Source organism: Scytonema millei VB511283, assembly GCF_000817735.3.
In the GTDB taxonomy this organism is placed as follows: Bacteria; Cyanobacteriota; Cyanobacteriia; order Cyanobacteriales; family Chroococcidiopsidaceae; genus Chroococcidiopsis; species Chroococcidiopsis millei_B.
The window spans coordinates 790304-809383 of record NZ_JTJC03000001.1 but is presented as its reverse complement, the minus strand read 5'-3'; the positions used below and the strand labels follow the sequence as shown (position 1 = coordinate 809383).

The window sequence follows — 19080 nt, the reverse complement described above, 5'->3', positions numbered from 1 at the left end:
GCCAACTTGGTTGAACTCACGAGATTCACTTCTAATAGTTAATAAATACGTCAGAGCCAGCTCGCATACATCACTCGCTAGGTTGACAATCCTGCCGGCTGTGCCGCACTTCTCAGTGGCGATCGAAGCTACCAGACCAGTGAGAATCATAAATATCTTGGCTCCACTGCCAGCGCCAATTAGAACTTTCTTGTGCGATCGCCTCTATCCCGATTCTTGCCGCAGTCGCTGCTTACGTCACGCAATAGAAACATTGCTACTTGTTGAATGCCCTCTTCCCTGTGCGTAGCTCTAATAAATCTGGTGTAGCGATAAAGCCAAAGTAAGTGGCGATCGCCGCAGTAACTGCATGAAGCCAGACATTATTCCCGAAAATTGGAATCAAGCCCAAAGTCGCTTGAGTAGCGGGAATCAGCCCCATGATAGTTAACAGTCCGTAGAAGATTGCCAGTCCTCCACTATAGAGGCGGCTACTACCCAACGAGACAGAGGCAACAATTCCCAGAATTCCTACAAGCAGGTGAACGATATTGTGTAAGACGTTGATCGGGAATAATCCCAGCAAATCACCGTATCCAGACGTGAACGCAAGTCCAACTGCATCAGCTGTACCCGTAGGCGCTTGCACAAAGCCTGGTATAAATCCCATCACACCAACAAGAAGAAAGATGATGCCAGTAATTAAGGCAAAGTATTGTCCTGCTTTCATAATTGAACTCCCTACGATTTAAAACATTTGATTTAGTAAATCCAGAAACGGGATGCCCCAAGTAATAAGGTTGCTACGCTGAGAAATTGGTAGCAATGGGATTGGCGATCGCTTCTCCCTCTGGATCTGTGCTAGCTCCGAAGGCGATGTTTGCATCTAGAACAGCACTTCCACCTGCATCAGGAGGTGCGTGAAGTTGAGCCTGCCCAGCTGCGTCAACTTCTGGCTCTGGCTTGGTTGCTCGATCGGGCGCAGATGCATCATTCATTTCTCATTTCTCCCTGAAGCTATAAACAAAATGGGATGGGCGATCGCTTCACCCAACATACGTTTGTTCTAGCACCAGGCGCTCAACTTCCCCTTCCACCAAAAGAGATGAGCTAGTATTTCATCAAATTGTGAGGATATATACAACCGCCGTCCGATCGGAATCCTACTTTGTGAAGCGATCGAGATCGTCGCTGTTGCAGACACTCCGCGACTAATTGACAGCAATGCAAAGTCCCCTTAAAAATGATTTTGAACTAAGATATATAATTTGGTTTTCGTAGTGACACCAACAGGTAAAAGTTTGATTTTGTTAGGCTGAATTTGAGTGAATTTTGATACAGTAAACGCAATAGGCGATTTTGGAAACAATTTTCTGCTAACCTAGCTCTGCTGAAAACTTGTAGATCGGATTGCACGGGAATTAACGACAAGCAATAGAATAGTTCCTCTATTCTTGTCAGCGCGTCTATCAAAAGCATCAGCTTAGATTAAATACAACTGGTGCGCTCGAATACAATATTTCAAATTTATAGAAAATATTGTGTAGGCGTTAACTCGATCTGCGATCGCTGCATAACAAGTGTTCGTTTAAAAACCAGAATTACCAGTTTGATTACAATTATTTATTAATATTTGCTGGCTCATCAAAAAAAGTAAGTTAGACATAAGTTAGACATAAACTATACATAGTAGCTTTCGCAAGCAGACAAGATATCTGTTAAGCTCCCAATGAGTGACTTGTTAGGCTGTCTCAATTCCTACCGTGTTAAGCAACCAACTTAACATGTGTTTTCTAAGGTGAGATTCCATACAGTAAGCGTTCGCTGATTGAATTGGACGTGCTGTAGTACCTGAATGACTCTGCTATGAGACTTCAATCGAATAGACTATTGCTTGTAGGATTTAGCGACTCTTGCATTCATTGGAAGGACAAGAGTATTACAAAATGCTTTTGAAAAATCTGTTTTATCCAGATCGCTCCTTCCCATGTGAACGATAATTAGTCGTGGAGGATGTGGTGAAAAAGATTTTGGTCATTGAAGAGAACGCACAAACTCGCAGCTTGTTTTCAGAGTGTTTGACAGCTAAAGGTTTTCACGCGATCGCCACTGAAAATGGTACAGTTGGTATACAACAACTACAAAAACAGCTACCCGATCTAATCGTTTGCGGCGTTACTAGAGTCGGGGAATTCGACGGTTTTGGGGTTCTGAGTGCAGTTCGTAGAAATCCTACCACAGCAGTGATTCCCTTTATATTTGTCACTAGTAGAATAAGTCGAGATGACATCCGTAAAGGCATGGAGTTAGGGGCAGATGATTATCTGACTAAACCCTGTACTGTGAAAGAATTGCTCTGAGCAATTCACGTCCAATTAGAAAAAAGAGATACCCTTGAGAAATGGTACACTCAATCTTTCCTACCTCTTCTCAAATGGCGGCTGTATTCCGCTTCATTGAAGAGAATTACCGACAACCAATTACCCTATGTGACATAGCACAAGCAATTTACTTGCTGCAAAAAACCGAACAAACAATCGGACAAATTGCTGAAAGCATTGGTTATCAAGATATTTGCCACTTCAGCCGCTATTTTCGCCAGTTCTACGGTACGAGTCCTCAAGCTTGGAGAAACGAACATCTTTGCTGCGTTGCTGCGAGCTAGAGCTAAGCATAATGGCTGAAACGCCAGTACAACATCCTGACGTAACTTCAAGATTTTGACTAAAGTTTGACTTTTGACTTTTAAATTTTGACTTTAGAAATCCTTGGTGATTCTAATCGCACGTTTCTCCCACTATTATCAGTACGATAAACCCATTTTTGGCTACCATCGGACACCACAACTCGCCAACCCTCAACGATCGCTTGCGAGCAAATTTCTTCCGGTTGAGGTAGTCCCAAGCAACCATCAGACCAACTTTCGCGACTGTATTGAGTCACTTCTAGTTTTTCTGGAGGAAGGTTTTGCTGCTTAGTCAGATCGGCAATGACAGCTTTAACTACTTTAGGAGGCAAGCGATCAGTTTGACTGTTCGCGTCTACATTTTCAGCAATCTGACTTGGTGCAGCTACAGCACTAGAAATAAAATTAACGCTAAAACACAAAAATAAACTACAAATCAAAACCAGAGTTAAAAAACTCCTTGTTGGTAGGCGAGTTGCTAGACGAAATTTCAAAAAACCAATTGTTCTATAGTCCGCGCAGGCGGACTTTGTTGGTATCGCTGCGAATTTAATTTGCCCCATATTCGTGAAACCTTCTTTAAAAAGAACAAACATATTAATTTTCATAAAGTTCCAGTGGTAAATTATCTGGGTCTTGAAAAAAAGTAAAACGTTTACCTGTAATTTCGTCTATTCTAATATCTTCTACTTGCACTCCTTGAGAATTTAGCTCGGTGACAGCGCGATCGAGATCGTCAACAGCAAAAGCTAAATGTCTCAATCCACAAGCTTCAGGCTTACTCGGTCTTGACGGCGGCGTAGGAAAAGAAAATAATTCAATTTGAACCGTATCGCTGACTCTTAAATCTAATTTATAGGAATTTCTCGCCGCCCTAAATGTTTCTTCAATAATGGAAAATCCCAAAACTTCTGTATAAAATTTCTTCGATCGCTCGTAGTCAGAACAAATAATTGCAACGTGATGGACACCTGTAACGTGCATAGATCGCCAAGGAGATAACTGTCAAGGCGCACAGCCATGCGCCCATATACTAAGTTACCAAATAACAACTATCAACCTTATTCTTAACCCGCGCAGGCGGGTTTTGTACGCGGCTAATGTTGAGCAACCCGTTGCCCAATCGCCCGCTTCTGTGTAGTTGCGACTTACAGTCGCCCCTGTGCAAGAGTTGAGATCAACCAACAACCAACCGTTGAAACTGTCGATCGCGCCGATATTCATCCCATCCCGCATCAGCCTTGGCTTTTTCCCTATACTCGCTTGGATTGAGATAGATTGCTTGTTGCAAATTTGCCAAAGCCAAATCCGTATCTCCTGCGGCTGCAAAACAGCAAGCGCGATTGTAGAAAGCATCGCCAAAATCTGGTTTGTGCTTAGAGTCTGGATTATGGCTGGCGATCGCCTTTTCGTAGCGCAAGCGGACGGACTGTAACTTATCCAAACAGTCACACCACAAATTATCCAGAGCATACCAGAAGTCTTGCGGCTCGGCAATCTCTACCTCATTTTCTCCTTTTTGCTGCCAACCCTGTTTGTATCGGTGCATATACTGCATTGCTCGGTCGTAGCTAGAAATTGCTTCTCTGTACAGTCCCAATTCTTGCAACGCCAGACCTCGATGATACCAAACCTGATAGCGTAAATTGCGATGATATGTTTTTGTATATTTGAGTGATTCGTCGTAATTGGCGATCGCCTGTTTATAACGCCCTAAGCGATGTAATGCCAAACCTCGATGATACCAGACTCGATAGGGAAATCCTTTGTAGTAATCTTTAGCACAATCTAAAGCTTTATCGTAGCTCGAGATCGCCTCTCGATCGCGTTTTAACTCAAATAATAATAAACCTCGGTTAAACCAAGTAAAACCGTATCCCGGCAAACGTCCGAGAAAACGATCGCAAGCCGCGATCGCTTCTTGATAGCGTTTTAATTTACATAGATAAAAGCTGCGCTCTCGTAAAGGAATATATCGCCATTCTTTTAGTACAGCCGCTACATAGAAATAGATCGATGGCAATGCAACGAGGGATAGCAGAAAATTTTTCGTCACAATGCCAAATACGAATGTTGCTACAAGTATCCCCAGGAGTAAGGCTAGCAGAACTATAACTTGCATAAACTTATCGATTGGCAAAATTCTTTTAAGAGTTCTGACAGATAGCTTTCCCCATACTGTAGAATTTGCCGTCAGTAGGTTCACTTAATCAAGATGCGCCGGAAATTTTTTACTCCCCTCGCGATCGCCCTGTTCAGCCTAGCGGTTATCCTCTGCTTTTCTTCTGTAACTCTCATAGCCGCGCCAACTCCTCCCAAACCCAATTCAAACTCTGCCGAAATTAGGGGAGTATGGCTGACGAATATTGATAGTGATGTATTATTTAAACGCGATCGCCTCAGTCAAGCAATTCAAACCCTACATCAACTGAATTTTAATACTATCTATCCGACGATTTGGAACTGGGGATACACGTTGTATCCTAGCTCGATTGCCGCACAAACCATCGGGCGATCGCTCGATCCCACGCCTGGATTACAAGGACGAGATATCTTACAAGAAATTATCCAGCAAGGACATCCACAAATGACTTTGCAGGGCGATCGACAACGCATGGGAGTCATTCCCTGGTTTGAATTTGGGTTTATGGCTCCTGCTGATTCCGAATTAGCAAAACGTCACCCTCAGTGGCTAACTCGTAGATATAATAACAAAGAAATTTGGTTAGAAGGTAAACACAAACGAGTCTGGCTCAATCCTTTTCATCCTGAAGTACAGCAGTTTATTCAAAGTTTAATTCTAGAAGTTGTTACGAAATACGATATAGACGGAATTCAATTTGACGATCACTTCGGTTTACCTTCAGAATTTGGTTACGATCCATTTACAGTGAATTTATATCAGCAAGAACATCAAGGAAAAAAGCCACCTAGCGATCCCCAAGATTCCGAATGGCTGCGCTGGCGTGCTGATAAAATTACGGCTTTTTTGAAACAGGTATTTCAAACCGTCAAACAACAAAAACCTAATTGCATAATTTCAATTGCTCCCAATCCTCAAAGAGTTTCCTACGATCTTTTTCTCGCAGATTGGGCAGAATGGGACAAACAAGGATTGATTGAAGAATTAGTTTTGCAAGTCTATCGCAACGACCTCAAAGTATTTCTAAGCGAATTACAATACCCAGAAGTGCAAGCAGCACGAAAACATATTCCAGTAGGAATTGGAATTTTATCAGGGTTAAAAGGTAAATACGTTCCGTGGGGACAAATTCAAAATCAAGTTCAAGTAACTCGCAGGTACAGCTTTGCAGGAGTTTCTTTCTTTTTCTATGAAACTTTATGGAATTTAGCCAAAGAATCCCCGCAAAAACGCCAATTAGGATTTCAGAAAATATTTTCTCTTCCTGTAAATCGACCAAATACTTTATTGGGTTGGCAACCAGATCATCTCTCTAGAAACGCTTCATAAACGTGAGTTCGACGGGGTTAAAAGACAGCAGGAGGAAGAGCAGGTAAGCCTTTGGGTTCTAAATCGAGAGAAGGTTTTCGGGGCAAATAAGTATAAGCTGTTAATCCAGCTAACAAGTTGACCAGGAAATTCCAGATGCTTCTATGTCGGGAATGCTCGATTTGAGAAATGTTCTTCAGTTGGTCATAAACTGTTTCAATTAAGGCTCGCTTACGTAAGAGAATTTTGTCGATCAACTTGACCAACTGTTGCTTCATCTTCTTCTTACGCCGTGTAATTAACTCCAAGCCTTGCTGATAGAGTTGCTCAAACAATTCCTGAGATATATAACCACGATCGCCAAATAGCTTACCAATTAGGTCTTGGGTTAAGTCCGGCACAGGCTTGCGGTCATCTACATTGCCAGGGGTCAGCTTAAAAGCTAGCAACTCGCCTCGGTCATTGATAATTAGGTGCAGCTTAAACCCATAGTGCCACCCGACCGAATTTTTGCTCCAACCCACCATGCCTTCAAACACACGATGGCTTCTAGAACGTTTTGGATGACACACCTCAATCGGAGTTGAATCAATGAATGAAATGCCAGTGACTTCTCCCTTACGGGTCTGTACAAAGCAGCATAACAGCATCAACGACCAAGGCATCAATTCGACAAAACGAGTATAGCTGACTAGATGAGGAAAAGCTTGACGCCAGCCTGGTAGGACTTGTAGCGTGTAGAATTCTTTAAAAGTACGATATCCCGAGCCATGAAAAGCAATTACTATCGTCATCACCTCACTCAGACTTAAACGAGAGCGACACAAGCGTTCTCCACAACTTGCCGTCAATAGCATCTGTTGCTGCCAATGTCGTTCAAAGGTTTGATAGAAGTCGTCTACCTCACAAAAAATTTGCGTCACATCTAGGCGAGATACAATGGTGCTATTCATAACTGAGGCCGAGCGCTGTGTATTTTGAGCATAGGTCTCTTTTTTCTTTTTGGCTCATCTCCCACCGTCGAACTCACGTTTCATAAAGTATTTTCTCTTGGTTTTTATATCGCTCAGTAGTTTCACTAATGACAAGTGAGTGAAATGTTTGCTATAGAGATAGAGCAATTTTAATTTTCGAAATTTATGTAGGATGCGTTAGCCTTTGGCGTAACGCATCCTACCCATGCTGAGATTTTTTCAATCTCATCAAGGGTAGATTCCCCGTGGCTTGTCACGTTCATGAACACAGCGGGAGTGCGTCCCGAAGGGCAAATTCCGTAATGCCCCGTCCGCTTGCGGCGGGGATAGGAATTTGAGCGCCCCGCAACTTTTTACTCATCAAACCGGATTCCTCTATCAAGTTCACCTGGAAACTAAAAATGGGCAAACTTAAATAGTAATGAATTATAAGAAAGTACACAAAACTGTGATAAAAAAACGCAATTTGATGCTATTTGACCTCTCTATTTTAGGTCATCATGCAGCATACATTAAATACCTCATACAATATTGGGGCGATCGCCAGTTAGCAGATAGACTCGACGTAGTTGTATCACCAATGTTTCTTGAAAAACATGCTGATGTTGTCGAACTCGTTAACGAATATAATCAAAATAATATTCAAGTAGTAGCGATCGCCGCTGCAGAAGACGCTGCGCTCAAATCTCGAAATTCCAAGTTGAAGCGTACTTGGCGCAACTTTCAAGAATGGCAGCTACTTTGTCGATATGCTAAATTTTTAAATGCTAGTGAGTGTCTGATTATGTATTTAGATACTTGTCAAATTCCCCTAGCTCTAGGATTCAAGTCACCTTGCAAAGTATCTGGAATATACTTCAAGCCAACTTTTCACTATAGCGACTTTAGTAGCTACGTACCTTCTAGAAAAAGTTTTCTGCAACAATATCGGGAGAAAACTGTCATAGCACGGATGCTAAAACATCCACAATTGAAGACTCTCTTCTGTCTCGATCCCTTTGTCATCAAACATTTGGCTCGATTAAATTCTCATGTAGCAGCCGTACATTTACCAGATCCAGTCCAAGTCGATCGCCATGTTTCTGAAATCATACAGCCAGAACTTCTCAAAACAAAATTAAGTATTGATGCTAATCGGCAAATATTTCTTCTGTTTGGTTCGTTTGAAGCTGAACGTAAAGGAGTGTATCAAACGCTGGAAGCGATATCGCAGTTGCCATCAAATCTTAGCGGACAAATCTGTCTCTTAATTGTCGGCAATGCATATCCGCCAGAGCAAGCAGCCATCCAATCTCAAATCAAGCGGGTTCAACAGTCGCAACCCGTACAAATTCTGACGCAGTTTGAATATATTTCTGAAGATACCGTACAAGCATATTTTCAACTTGCTGATGTTATCTTAGCTCCATATCAGCGTCATATTGGTATGAGTGGTATTTTACTATTGGCTGCCGCAGCTCAAAAACCAGTTCTCAGTTCCAACTACGGTTTAATGGGAGAGATGGTAAAACGCTATCAGTTAGGACTAGGTGTAGATTCGACTATCCCAAGTGAAATTGCTCAAGGATTAACTCAATTTTTGACTGACGCTGCAACTTTAGGCGATCGCATTAGCATGAAACAGTTTGCCGAGCAAAATACTGCCGAGGAATACGCCAAGGTAATTTTTCAGCATGTATAACATTTCATAATTGTTGGGTGCATTATTTAACGCACCCTACTAATTAAGTCGCTGCCTCTGATTTTGGCTTACTTGCACCCATACCTAAACTGCGGAAATAAATCCCGCCTACAGTCACTAAAAACCCTATGTAAGATATCACTTGGACTAAAAATAGGTCGTCTCGATAGCCAAATAAGGCTTTTAAAATTACGCCAGGAAATTGCTCGTCTGGTAAAATTTTCGAGGTGTTCCATACTCTTGGTCCCAGAATACAAGAAGGATTGCGGGTGAAGCGTTCGTAATAAAAACACAGACTTTCTGACTGTCGATCTAATTTGGCAAGAGTAGCAACAGCAGTGTCAAAATGTGCTAGTGCAGAAACAACTAACCCTGCCACAATCAGCAATAACAGAACGCCCATGATTTGGAAAAAGAGGCGAATATTGATTTTTACGCCCCACTTAAATAACAAAACTCCGATCGCGATCGCCGTCACTAAACCACCAATTGCCCCAATCGCTGGAAAAAAACCTTGTTGAAAATTGGCAGCAATGAATAAGACGGTTTCAAAGCCTTCTCGCAGTACGGCAATGAAAATTAAGCTAAAAACGCCCCAACCCGCACCATTGTCTTGTTTGAGCGCCGCCGTTACCGTCCCTTCCACTTCCGCCTTCAAAAACCGCGCTTGACGAGTCATCCAAATCAGCATCCAGCTAAGCATAGCGATCGCCACAACACTGAAGGCTCCTTCCATCAGTGGCTCTACCACTGGAGTATATTCAGGATTTATTGAACCTAGAGCTTGAATAATGGCACTGAATAACAACCCCACCAACGCACTCGCGGCAATTCCAACTCCAACACCAGCATAAACCCAGGAGTTGAGTTTGCTCTGTTTGGCTTTCTTGAGCAGAGCCAAAACGATCCCCACGACGAGGGCTGCTTCTACTCCCTCCCGCAGAGTAATGACAAAAGTAGGTAGAGCGGCACTAAAATTCATTTTTCTCTCATGATGTTAGTTGACTGTCAACTGTAGACGCTGGCACTACACTGCGTGAAAACTGTCAACTGTCAACTGTCAACTGTCAACTCTTGACATTACACAGCACTACCACTAAAGTCGCGCAGCATCTTTTTAATTTCGATGTTGTGCAGTTCTTCCGTGCCAATCATGGTACGGGCAAATTCTTCTAGATAAACGCTGGCATCTTCTACAGTATCGAGCAGTTTTTTATATAAATCTAGCGCTTTCCGTTCGTGAGAAAGACTTTCTTCCAAAATATCCCGTACCGTATGCTTGTAGGTTTCCTCCATCGGAGCAATTCTCAGGCTGGGATGTCCGTCCAAACCAGTTAAAATTTCTCCTACTTGTTGGGCATGGGTGAGAGACTCGGTAGCTTGCAGTTTGAAAAACTCGACAATTGGAATCCGGTTGGGACCAGTCACCATCAAAGAGTAATGGGTGTAGCGTACTACCCCCGCCAGTTCAAACTCCATGATGGAGTTTAGCAGTTCGATTGTCTGTTTTTGGTCGAGTTCGCGCATTGTCAGTTATCAGTTATCAGTTATCAGTTATCAGTTATCAGTTGTCAGTTGTCAGTAGATAATAATAATGTACTACCTACTGACGATAGACAATTTCTAACTTTAACAAATCTGGGTTTAGGCAGAGGGATTAGATTTGCTAATAACTTGCTGCGAGTTTTGCTCGATCGCCTTGACTAACTGGGTTACTTCCTCGGGAGTGTTGACAGGTTTGGCTGGTGGAACGGGAGAGGGCCAAGCTTTGGCAAGGTCTTTTAGACTAGTCTCTATTGTCTTGTGTGCTTCGGGGTTTTCCTTTGCCATTTGGTCGGCGATCTTTTGATAAAGGTTGTTGGCATAGATGACAAAACCACGGGAGTCTTGGTACTCAATCGCAGCTGAAATTTTACCATTAGCGATCGCCGCACCATATTCGGAGTTAGCAGCATCGAGTAATTCGTTGATGACTTGCAGGTTAAATGCGGCAGAGGAACGCTCCTTTTCTGGTAATGCCGCGATCGCGCCGTCTACTGCTTGCATAGAAGCTGAAAAGTCGGCTTGCACTTTATCGGACTTGGGTTGAGCTTTAATTAAATCTTGCAAGCCAATCAAAGTTGTCTTAAATTCTTTGACGTTGCGTTCGTTAAGCTGATCTTCCACATCTACGTAGATTTCTTCTACTGGGTGTCCGATGTGGGGTTCTGCTTGCTTCGGTAGCTGCTTGTCGAGTAACTCTTTTGCTACGATTAAGTGTCCTTTCATCAAGCCGAGTTTGGACATGTAGTCTACATCTTTAGCTTCCCCAGTCAGCACCACATCTTCTACCGTTACCATGTCCTTAATTTTGTCGAATTGCTCTTGGGTGACGACATTTTTAGAGACGAGTTCTTCGGGGTTAGCGTAGGGGCGGCTGGCTTGAATTTTATTAGACAAGGCAGGTACGCCCAACATGGCTTCAAATTTATCTAATTCTGAAAGGATGGCAGTGTTGATGTTAATTTGCTCTTTTCCACCGTGTTGTTGATGGTTGGGTGCAGAGGCGCTTGTATTCGTTGCAGGGGCTGGAGAGGGATTGTTACTGGTATCTGGTGTTTGTTGAGTGCAACTAACAACGATCGCCAACATTGCAGCGCTCATACTGAGTAACAAGAACCGCGCGATCGCTCTCAGTCTGCGATCGAAGTTTAGAAACCAGGAATCTTTGTCTTGTGCCACTCTCCGCCCGTTTGGTAATTTCCGCAACATTTTCAGCCTTCCTTATTGAAAAGTGAGTTTCGGTGAAAATTATTGTCAACTGATTTGACAAAAACTAGTATTTATGCTTGACCAATCACGTCAAAATAGCCCATGCATCCTGCTTCGGCGATCGCGTCTTGATGGGGATGAAACATATACTTGCCCGTATAAGGGTAGGCAAATTCTAAAATATGACGTTCGGCTGTCCCCATTGTGATGACATCTGATTCGTGGCTGGGGTTGAGAGTCATCCCCGTGGGATAAACCTTGAAGAAGTTAGCGTGAATGTGAAATGTCACCGCCGGATCTAACTCGATCATGTTCAGCAAATAAAGCCGAATGAGTTGATTTTGGTAAACAGGTATTGGGTGCATGTGGTAGTAATCCGGCAAACCATTAAAGGCATACAGCTCGTTGTGCTTATCTTCATCCACATCAAAGCCACCCATAACTAAAATCATTTCATCCGCTGGCGGTCGTCCTTGAGGCGGATCGATGATGAACATACCGTACAATCCCTTACCGATGTGACGGGTCACAGGCTCGGCGTGACAGTGGTAGAGATGAATGCCATATGGCTTTGCCTCAAATTCGTAAACTGTTGCCGCACCGTGCCGAATCGGACGCACGCCATCTTCTTCTGTAGGATGAATGCCGTGAAAGTGCATTGAATGAGAATGTCCGCCTTGATTGAGAAAGACAACGCGGACGAAATCGCCTTGTTTGGCGCGTAAAGTTGGTCCTGGAATGCGATTGTTAAAATTCCAGGTATTAAAAACAACAGCGCGATTGAGTTGAATCGTCGTATTTTGAGCTGTAATCCGAAATTCGCGAATATTCCGTCCGTTTTCTCGTTTCAGCGTGCCGTAATCGAAATTTCTGAGAACGGTCATGGGTTGCAAACCACGATCGTCTGAGGGATCGCTAGGTGGTATGGGTGGCACGCGCACGGCGGAATGACTTCGGGATGCAAAGTGTAGCCCTACAGCAGCAGCACCAGCAGTTCCCACACCCGCTAACCCCCATTGCAACAATTGGCGGCGGTTCCAAATTTTGGATTTGCTCAGAAAAAATTTGTTCGGCATGATATGCCAGTCTATTGGCGGATTTTTTTGAGAAATATTCCCAAATAATTTTTAGATCCTTCAGTATAGTTTTAGAGAAAATGACTGTCAATAAATCAGTGATAATTTTTGATACTTAAGATAGAGGTGTACCGACTTTTTGTAGAGTAACAAAAGTCAGTCATTAGTGAAGAAAGAGAGCAGGGAGCAGGGAGCAGGGAGTAGGGTTTAATTGTGACTTACGACTTACGACTTACGACTTCTCCCTTCCAAGGTGCATCTGCCAAATTACAGTAGGGACGACTGTAGCTAAGTGGTGGTTCGAGGGCGTGTTCTAGTAAGAATTTGGCATCACCCATGACTCGTTCGGTTGTACCGTCGTAAACCACTTGACCCTGACTCAAAACCACGGTGCGATCGCACAAATCTAAAGCTAAGTCTAAGTCGTGGGTGGCAACGAGTTGAGTAATCGGAAGAGATTTGAGCAATTCAATCGATTGGCGGCGGGAACGAGGATCGAGTTGCGCTGAGGGTTCGTCAAGCACTAAGATCTGGGGTTGCATAGCCAAAACACCCGCGATCGCAATTCTTTTTTTCTCTCCTCCTGAGAGGTTCTCCGTGCTGCGATGTCCGTACCATTCTGGATCGATGTTTACATGTGCCATCGCTTGCAAAACTCGTTTATGCAATTCTTCTCCCCGCAAACCCAAATTCATCGGACCAAAAGCTATATCTTCCCAGACTGTGGGCATAAATATTTGATTGTCAGGATTTTGAAATACCAGCCCGACAAAATTCCGAATTAATTGTAAATTGTCTGGTTGCACAGTCCACTTTCCTACCATTACCCTACCTTCTTGAGGCAGAATAATTCCGTTTAAGTGTAGCTGTAATGTCGATTTTCCCGAACCATTCGCCCCAATTAAGGCAACTCGTTCGCCAGCAGCGATCGCCAAATTCACTTTCCTAAGTGCCTGCGTACCATCAGGGTAGGCATAACTGAGATTTTCCACAAGGATCGGGTTGTGATGCATTTTAACTAGGACTAGAAGAGAGAGCCGCAACGCAGTTACCAAGTCGTAAGTCGTAAGTCGGAATTAACTGACAACTGATAACTGATAACTGATAACTGACAACTGATAACTGTCACTTTATAAATAAATAAACGCTTTGTCCTGCTAGCATCGCAATTAAAGTTAGCGCTAAAGCTACAATGTCGCGTCTTCCTGCTGAGGGGATTTTTTCAACTGGAAATGCTCCCCGATAACCTCGCGATAACATAGCATGATGAATTCGTTCGCCGCGATCGTAAGTCCGAATGAATAGAGAACCAATCGTATTTCCAATAACTAATCGCTGCCAGTACCTATTAGTCATTAAATTACGACAGGCTGCTGCCCGTCGCATCGCGTTGAATTCACCTATCAATACACCCAAATAGCGATACATAGAAGCAATAGTTGCAACGAGTAAAGGTGGAATACGTAATTCTAATAAACCATTTAACAAAGCTGGCACTGATGTCGTTAAAGTCAGTAAATTTAACATCATGAGCGATAGCAACGCCTTCAGCGTGACGCTACCCAATACGGTTAATCCTGTGGTGGTGATGCGTAAAAATCCCCATGCCCAAATAACCTCGCCTCCATCCCGAAACAAAGTCCCGAGTAAAACTACACCTACAAAGGACAATTCCACGGCTATGCGTTTGAGCAGTACGGGTAAAGTAATGCGAGTGAGGAATAATAAGCTAATAACGGCTACGGCGTAGATTCCCCACGTCCACCAGCGTCCGTTGGGAGTCAAGACAATGGCAAAAACCATCAGTAAAACACACAAAATGCGAGTGCGTGGTGCAAGGGCGTGCCAAACAGTATTTTTGTGGCTATCAATATCTAGATGAAATGCCCCAATATGTAATAGTGTCATTGGTCATTGGTCATTGGTCATTGGTCATTGGTCATTGGTCATTGGTCATTGGTCATTGGTCATTTCACGCACCACGCACCACGCACCACTGACAACTGATAACTGTTAACTGACAACTGATAACTGCTTACCGATCGCTTTCGTCGGAGGGGCTAGACTCACCACGGACAACTAATTTCCCTATTCCCCAAGCTAAGCCGAAAGTAGCCAGCGTACCGACTAACCCAGCTATGGGGGTTGCTATCCCTTCAGGAACTCCTCGAAGGGCATATTCATCGAAAATGGAGTAAAAAGGTAACTTGCTAGCTGGGGCATCCTCTGCGGCTTTGTCTTCAAATTTAAGGTCTTGGGAAACTCTGTCTAAGCCATCGGGATCTTGGCTAGCAAAGGGAGAGAGGAAAACGGCAACGATTAGGGCAATTCCCAATCCAGCGATCGCAAAAGCACGGTTACGCGATCGCGTCAAATTATTACTCATACGGTAGTCTCGCTAAAATCAGTTCCAAGGCTTTTCAAAATCGAGAGGGACACGAGATAAATGTCTGCTTTTGACTTTTGTACGGGCGGGTGCGCGCAAATCGATGGACAGCCACAACTGGAAATTTTGGGTCAAAACCCACCCCTACCAATGCATGACTTTTGACTTTTTCTCTAGCTCCCAACTCCTATTCTGTTTCTTGGCGATACAGCCCGACGGGGTGGATCGTAAAACATATCGGGGCGAGTCCGCCAGATGAAGACAAGCGCTACAACTGTAATTGCGGCTTCACCAATCCCAATCAGGACGTGCCATGTTGCCATTGCTCCGATTGCAACTGCCAAAGGAACGGTTCCAGAGACAGCAAGTTGAATCGCACAAATAATCGCGGCAATCATGACACTCGCCCAAGCCGCGACTGCTGCTCCTACAGCCATCCCTGATAATTTATTTCTACCAATGGCAAAGCGAATTGCTTTGTAAAGGTAGTAACCGGCAAACGTGCCGATCAGACCCATATTGAAGATGTTGGCTCCTAATACCGTCAAGCCTCCATCTTGAAACACCACTGCTTGCACGATGAATACGACTGTCATCACTAGCGTTCCCGCCCAAGGACCTAAAAGCGCTCCTGCTAGAGTACCTCCCAGCAAATGACCGGATGTACCACCTGGAATGGGAAAGTTGATCATCTGTGCGGCGAAGATAAATGCAGCGCAAACGCCCATTAGAGGCACTGCCTTTTCCTGGTAGTCTGCCTGCACGCGATTTAGAGATATAGCGATCAGGGCGATCGCTAGTATCCAGGTAACAGCAATTACGGGTAGGTTTAAAAAGCCATCTGGGATATGCAATGCTAAATATGGCTGTATAGGATGATACAACCAACCAGAAGAAAGAGCTTGCATCAATGGAACGATTGGCATAGCTTTATGCTTTATTCAGCAAACATAATCTTAATCAGCCTTTTAATCAAAACGATTTTGTATAAAAATTTCAATCCTATAGGGGGGCATACAAATCAAGCTTTAGATTATTTTTATGAGATGGAAAAAATGTCTAAATTTAAGCAGCTAAATGCTAATTGTGTGCATCCTCTATTTCTATACCTAAAGATAGAGAAGCGATCGCATTACATTAAAAATGCGATCGCCTCAATTAAATCTCTATGATGTTGACAAGGAATAAAAATTTAAATTCAGCTGCCGACAGCCTTTTCAATACACAATCTCAATTTTTCCGCTAAAAGTGGAGATGCCATGATAGACGTATGATTACCAGGAATCTCATACACTTCGACTCCAGCTTGAGCAATACGACTCCATCCCAATTTAGCATCTACCTGATGACCTGGAGGAGTTTCTCCAGCTTTAAAGACAGTCACTTTTCCTGAATATGGCTGAGGGTTGTAAGTCTCTTGACCTTTGCTATAAATCTCCTCTAAATTCTTCAGATTTGTGGATATGACATCATCCATTTCATCAAGCTGAGTTGACGGCGTGAGAAATGACCATGAAGAACGTTGGAGAATATATTGGCTGATTTGAGCTAATCTCTGTTCCAAAAAACTAGAGGCTGAAATATCCTCTGGATCTGCAAACATAGAACTTGACTTTTGCGTATGAACTTTTGAGAACAAGGCACGCTTCTTTTCTCGCTCTAATGCCTGTGTTCCAGCTTTAGATTGTCGCAAAACTTTCCCAATTGCTCCCAAAGCTACTTGCAACTCGCTCAGTAAAATCTGAGGCTGCGATCGCACTTTTAGCAGGTAAGGAGGAAGCATGTGCTGCCGAAGATAATTAACAGAGGATAGAAATCGTGGCAAAGGAGGAAGTAGCGCAATAGCATCTGGAGTATAAGTATCGAACAAAGCTAGCAAAATCACTTCTTGTCCCTGAGCGTGAAGTTGTTGCGCCATTTCAAATGCAATACAACCGCCATTTGATAACCCTCCTATCATATAGGGTCCTTCAGGTTGAACAGACTGAACTTCACGAATGTAGTCAGCTGCAATACTCTCAAAGTCTAGGTGTACGGGTCTATTGCCATCTAAACCCCTCGCTTGCAATCCATATACAGGTTGGTCTGAGCCTAAATTGAGTGCTACATCACGATAGATCAGTACGTTAAATCCAGCACCGTGTACGCAGAAAAGTGGGAGTTTCTTGGAGTCACCAGCTTGAATAGTCACTAGAGGAGACCAAGAAACTGTCTCTTCAGTACGTTGGACAATATCGGCTAGCTGGTTAATAGTTGGTGCTTGAAATAGAGTAGATAGCGGTAAGTTTTTCCCAAACCGCTTCTCCATCTCAGCAAATAGTTTCACAGCTAATAGAGAATGACCACCTAACTCAAAAAAGTTATTGTGGATGCCAACTTGCGGATGACCCAGAATTTCCGACCATATTGCGACAAGTTCTTTTTCCATCTCTGTTGTAGGAGCTACAACTTGTTTGCTAGAGATTTGTGCCGTAGTTGATTTGTCTTGTAAATTCTCATTGTATAGGGAACAATCGATCGCTTCAGGCAGTACGATATCGGCGATTTTCCGATCTTGATTTTCAGTCACGCTTTCTAACAGAGCTTGCAAATTCTTCAAAATTTGTTTGATGGTTGACGCTTCAAATAATGCTGATTTGTACTCTAGCTTTCCAAAAATAGAACCTTTGCCACTATCGGTGATGTCCAAGTTCAATTCCATTCGAGTAACACCCAGATTGACTGGAAAGTCTTGCACTTGAAGATCGGGTAGAGCCAAATTTTGAGCCGTGGTACTATCTCTTACCAACAGCAAGGCTTGAAATTGAGGCAGGCTTTTTAAAGATTCAGCTAAGCATTGAAAAGGTACATCTTGATAAGTATAAGCATCAAGGATTGTCTCTCGAACTTTTGCTAAAACATCACCAAAGTTCAAATCGTTAGAAAAGGTTGTACGGAGGAGAAGGTTGTTAGCGAAGTTTCCTACAACTTTCTCGATTTCGCTACGGTTACGATTTGAAATAATCGTACCGATACTTATGTCATTTTCTAACGTACAGCGATGTAGGATGATTTGAAACAAAGCTACAAATGCCATGAAGGATGTGACACCTTGCTGGCGACATAACGCTCTTAATTTATCAGATAAAGTTAGGGAAAACTCAAATTTTTCACATCCTGCTTCAAGCGTGGCAAATTGACGACTTTGATAAATGGGTAATTGTAACTGTGACGGCACGCTGCTGAGCTGTTTTTTCCAGTAAGTAATTTGCGGTTCAAAGATTGCATCAGAAAACCATTGTCGCTGCCAAACTGCGAAGTCAGCATATTGGATATTTGGCTCTGGAAGAGATGGGCGATCGCCAACTAAAATTGCTTTGTACAAAATTGCTAATTCTTGCAGTAAAAATCTGACAGACAATCCATCAATGGCAAACTGATGCGTCACCAGGAGCATGAGAAACTCTTGTTCCCCAAGGCAAAATACTGTAGCTCGAAAAAGCACATCTTGTGATAGATCGAATGGCATCTGTGCAATTTCTTTCGCTCTATTTGCAGCACGTTCTAATCTTTCTTCCCGAGTAAAACTACTGAGATCGATTGTCTTTACCCAAGGTTTAAAGGTAGGCATTAAAGTTTGAATTGGCTGGCGATCGCGAACTTTACATGTAGTCCGTAAAATTTCATTCCGCTCGATCAGAAGATTTACACTTTTTTCAAAGACTGGTAAATTCAGCTCTCCAGAAACATGAAAAGCCACAGGTACGTTATCAACGAATGAATCTGGAGTTAACTGTGCAATCGTCCAAATTTTTTCCTGAGAATATGACAGCGGCATCAGCTCGGATATCGTTCGCTTCGGAATACCAAATTGAGCTAAATCCTCACCTTGCTTTTTGAGTAGTAGTTCAAATAACTGACGTTGTTCTGTTGATAATCTAACTAAACTTTGAAAAAGATTGGGATCTGTAGTAAGTGTTGCCATTGCTCTAGATATCTTTGAAGTAGAAATACTGAATCAACAAACGATTCAAACTGCGATCGCCTATTAAATACTCAGCCTCTTGCAAGCAAATGATACTTAGCAAATAGCTCAATCTAGTATAAAGACAAAAGA

The 19080-nt window shown here is 43.1% G+C and carries 20 protein-coding genes; 5 read left to right on the top strand and 15 right to left on the bottom strand.

Annotated elements, in window-relative coordinates:
• Positions 1-82: 82 nt before the first annotated feature.
• Positions 83-289, top strand: a complete 207-nt coding sequence (locus QH73_RS28005) for a hypothetical protein (RefSeq protein WP_236146879.1) — start codon at positions 83-85, stop codon at positions 287-289.
• Here the strand turns inward: QH73_RS28005 and QH73_RS03655 are convergent.
• Positions 257-709, bottom strand: coding sequence for a DUF4383 domain-containing protein (locus QH73_RS03655; RefSeq protein ID WP_039715268.1), 453 nt, complete (start codon positions 707-709; stop codon positions 257-259). The two genes, QH73_RS28005 and QH73_RS03655, sit on opposite strands and share 33 nt — an antisense overlap.
• A 73-nt stretch (positions 710-782) precedes the next feature.
• Positions 783-977 carry a hypothetical protein gene (locus QH73_RS03650; protein WP_052289991.1) on the bottom strand — a complete coding sequence of 65 codons (195 nt, stop codon included), beginning with the start codon at positions 975-977 and terminating at the stop codon, positions 783-785.
• Between the two features lie 1020 nt (positions 978-1997).
• Here QH73_RS03650 and QH73_RS29095 point away from each other — a divergent pair.
• Together QH73_RS29095 and QH73_RS29090 are read left to right on the top strand one after the other, a co-directional pair.
• Positions 1998-2339: a response regulator transcription factor gene (locus tag QH73_RS29095; protein WP_309476443.1), complete on the top strand. Its 342-nt coding sequence runs from the start codon at positions 1998-2000 to the stop codon at positions 2337-2339.
• Between the two features lie 41 nt (positions 2340-2380).
• On the top strand, positions 2381-2644 hold the full coding sequence (locus QH73_RS29090; protein ID WP_309476442.1) for a helix-turn-helix domain-containing protein: 264 nt from the start codon (positions 2381-2383) through the stop codon (positions 2642-2644).
• Between the two features lie 80 nt (positions 2645-2724).
• Here the strand turns inward: QH73_RS29090 and QH73_RS03640 are convergent, their stop codons facing one another.
• The 3 genes from QH73_RS03640 to QH73_RS03630 form a co-directional block, all read right to left on the bottom strand.
• Positions 2725-3159, bottom strand: coding sequence for a DUF8738 domain-containing protein (locus QH73_RS03640; RefSeq protein WP_039717372.1), 435 nt, complete (start codon positions 3157-3159; stop codon positions 2725-2727).
• A 103-nt stretch (positions 3160-3262) separates the two neighbouring features.
• A complete protein-coding gene (gene gloA2, locus QH73_RS03635; RefSeq protein WP_039715267.1) occupies positions 3263-3649 on the bottom strand; it encodes an SMU1112c/YaeR family gloxylase I-like metalloprotein in 387 nt (128 codons plus the stop codon).
• A gap of 193 nt (positions 3650-3842) precedes the next feature.
• A complete protein-coding gene (locus QH73_RS03630; RefSeq protein ID WP_039715266.1) occupies positions 3843-4787 on the bottom strand; it encodes a tetratricopeptide repeat protein in 945 nt (314 codons plus the stop codon).
• Positions 4788-4880: 93 nt separating this feature from the next.
• Between QH73_RS03630 and QH73_RS03625 the strand changes: the two genes are divergently transcribed.
• Positions 4881-6137 carry a glycoside hydrolase family 10-like protein gene (locus QH73_RS03625; RefSeq protein ID WP_039715265.1) on the top strand — a complete coding sequence of 419 codons (1257 nt, stop codon included), beginning with the start codon at positions 4881-4883 and terminating at the stop codon, positions 6135-6137.
• Between the two features lie 17 nt (positions 6138-6154).
• Here QH73_RS03625 and QH73_RS03620 read toward each other — a convergent pair whose 3' ends face one another.
• Positions 6155-7069, bottom strand: a complete 915-nt coding sequence (locus QH73_RS03620; protein WP_039711688.1) for an IS982 family transposase — start codon at positions 7067-7069, stop codon at positions 6155-6157.
• Between the two features lie 469 nt (positions 7070-7538).
• Between QH73_RS03620 and QH73_RS03615 the strand changes: the two genes are divergently transcribed.
• Positions 7539-8771 (top strand): glycosyltransferase, encoded by a 1233-nt coding sequence (locus QH73_RS03615; protein WP_309476441.1) that lies wholly within the window; start codon positions 7539-7541, stop codon positions 8769-8771.
• Between the two features lie 43 nt (positions 8772-8814).
• On the opposite strand, the gene QH73_RS03610 is transcribed toward QH73_RS03615, so the two are convergent.
• From QH73_RS03610 to QH73_RS03570, 9 genes are all read right to left on the bottom strand, one after another.
• Complete coding sequence (locus tag QH73_RS03610) at positions 8815-9753, bottom strand: FTR1 family iron permease (protein ID WP_039715264.1); 939 nt, start codon at positions 9751-9753, stop codon at positions 8815-8817.
• 98 nt (positions 9754-9851) lie between these two features.
• Complete coding sequence (locus tag QH73_RS03605; RefSeq protein WP_039715263.1) at positions 9852-10298, bottom strand: ferritin-like domain-containing protein; 447 nt, start codon at positions 10296-10298, stop codon at positions 9852-9854.
• Positions 10299-10415: 117 nt separating this feature from the next.
• Positions 10416-11414, bottom strand: a complete 999-nt coding sequence (locus QH73_RS03600; protein ID WP_039717370.1) for a 4-helix bundle domain-containing protein — start codon at positions 11412-11414, stop codon at positions 10416-10418.
• A 179-nt stretch (positions 11415-11593) separates the two neighbouring features.
• Positions 11594-12598, bottom strand: a complete 1005-nt coding sequence (locus QH73_RS03595; protein ID WP_039715262.1) for a multicopper oxidase domain-containing protein — start codon at positions 12596-12598, stop codon at positions 11594-11596.
• Positions 12599-12816: 218 nt separating this feature from the next.
• Positions 12817-13590, bottom strand: coding sequence for an energy-coupling factor ABC transporter ATP-binding protein (locus QH73_RS03590; RefSeq protein ID WP_309476440.1), 774 nt, complete (start codon positions 13588-13590; stop codon positions 12817-12819).
• A 133-nt stretch (positions 13591-13723) separates the two neighbouring features.
• Positions 13724-14506 carry a cobalt ECF transporter T component CbiQ gene (cbiQ, locus tag QH73_RS03585; RefSeq protein WP_052289986.1) on the bottom strand — a complete coding sequence of 261 codons (783 nt, stop codon included), beginning with the start codon at positions 14504-14506 and terminating at the stop codon, positions 13724-13726.
• A gap of 127 nt (positions 14507-14633) precedes the next feature.
• Positions 14634-14984: a PDGLE domain-containing protein gene (locus QH73_RS03580; RefSeq protein WP_039715260.1), complete on the bottom strand. Its 351-nt coding sequence runs from the start codon at positions 14982-14984 to the stop codon at positions 14634-14636.
• A gap of 173 nt (positions 14985-15157) precedes the next feature.
• Positions 15158-15910 carry a cobalt transporter CbiM gene (gene cbiM / locus QH73_RS03575; RefSeq protein WP_236146878.1) on the bottom strand — a complete coding sequence of 251 codons (753 nt, stop codon included), beginning with the start codon at positions 15908-15910 and terminating at the stop codon, positions 15158-15160.
• A 272-nt stretch (positions 15911-16182) separates the two neighbouring features.
• Entirely contained in the window at positions 16183-18948 is a 2766-nt protein-coding gene (locus QH73_RS03570) for a condensation domain-containing protein (protein ID WP_039715258.1), read from the bottom strand.
• Positions 18949-19080 lie beyond the last annotated feature (132 nt).

Excerpts from the sequence above, each read along its gene's own strand:
- QH73_RS29090 (WP_309476442.1), top strand. The coding sequence starts at position 2,381 with ATGGTACACTCAATCTTTCCTACCTCTTCTCAAATGGCGGCTGTATTC.
- QH73_RS03655 (WP_039715268.1), bottom strand. The coding sequence starts at position 709 with ATGAAAGCAGGACAATACTTTGCCTTAATTACTGGCATCATCTTTCTT.
- QH73_RS03630 (WP_039715266.1), bottom strand. The coding sequence starts at position 4,787 with ATGCAAGTTATAGTTCTGCTAGCCTTACTCCTGGGGATACTTGTAGCA.
- gloA2 (WP_039715267.1), bottom strand. The coding sequence starts at position 3,649 with ATGCACGTTACAGGTGTCCATCACGTTGCAATTATTTGTTCTGACTAC.
- QH73_RS03610 (WP_039715264.1), bottom strand. The coding sequence starts at position 9,753 with ATGAATTTTAGTGCCGCTCTACCTACTTTTGTCATTACTCTGCGGGAG.
- QH73_RS03570 (WP_039715258.1), bottom strand. The coding sequence starts at position 18,948 with ATGGCAACACTTACTACAGATCCCAATCTTTTTCAAAGTTTAGTTAGA.
- QH73_RS03605 (WP_039715263.1), bottom strand. The coding sequence starts at position 10,298 with ATGCGCGAACTCGACCAAAAACAGACAATCGAACTGCTAAACTCCATC.
- cbiQ (WP_052289986.1), bottom strand. The coding sequence starts at position 14,506 with ATGACACTATTACATATTGGGGCATTTCATCTAGATATTGATAGCCAC.
- QH73_RS03600 (WP_039717370.1), bottom strand. The coding sequence starts at position 11,414 with ATGAGCGCTGCAATGTTGGCGATCGTTGTTAGTTGCACTCAACAAACA.
- QH73_RS03650 (WP_052289991.1), bottom strand. The coding sequence starts at position 977 with ATGAATGATGCATCTGCGCCCGATCGAGCAACCAAGCCAGAGCCAGAA.
- QH73_RS03620 (WP_039711688.1), bottom strand. The coding sequence starts at position 7,069 with ATGAATAGCACCATTGTATCTCGCCTAGATGTGACGCAAATTTTTTGT.
- cbiM (WP_236146878.1), bottom strand. The coding sequence starts at position 15,910 with ATGCCAATCGTTCCATTGATGCAAGCTCTTTCTTCTGGTTGGTTGTAT.
- QH73_RS03580 (WP_039715260.1), bottom strand. The coding sequence starts at position 14,984 with ATGAGTAATAATTTGACGCGATCGCGTAACCGTGCTTTTGCGATCGCT.
- QH73_RS03625 (WP_039715265.1), top strand. The coding sequence starts at position 4,881 with ATGCGCCGGAAATTTTTTACTCCCCTCGCGATCGCCCTGTTCAGCCTA.
- QH73_RS03595 (WP_039715262.1), bottom strand. The coding sequence starts at position 12,598 with ATGCCGAACAAATTTTTTCTGAGCAAATCCAAAATTTGGAACCGCCGC.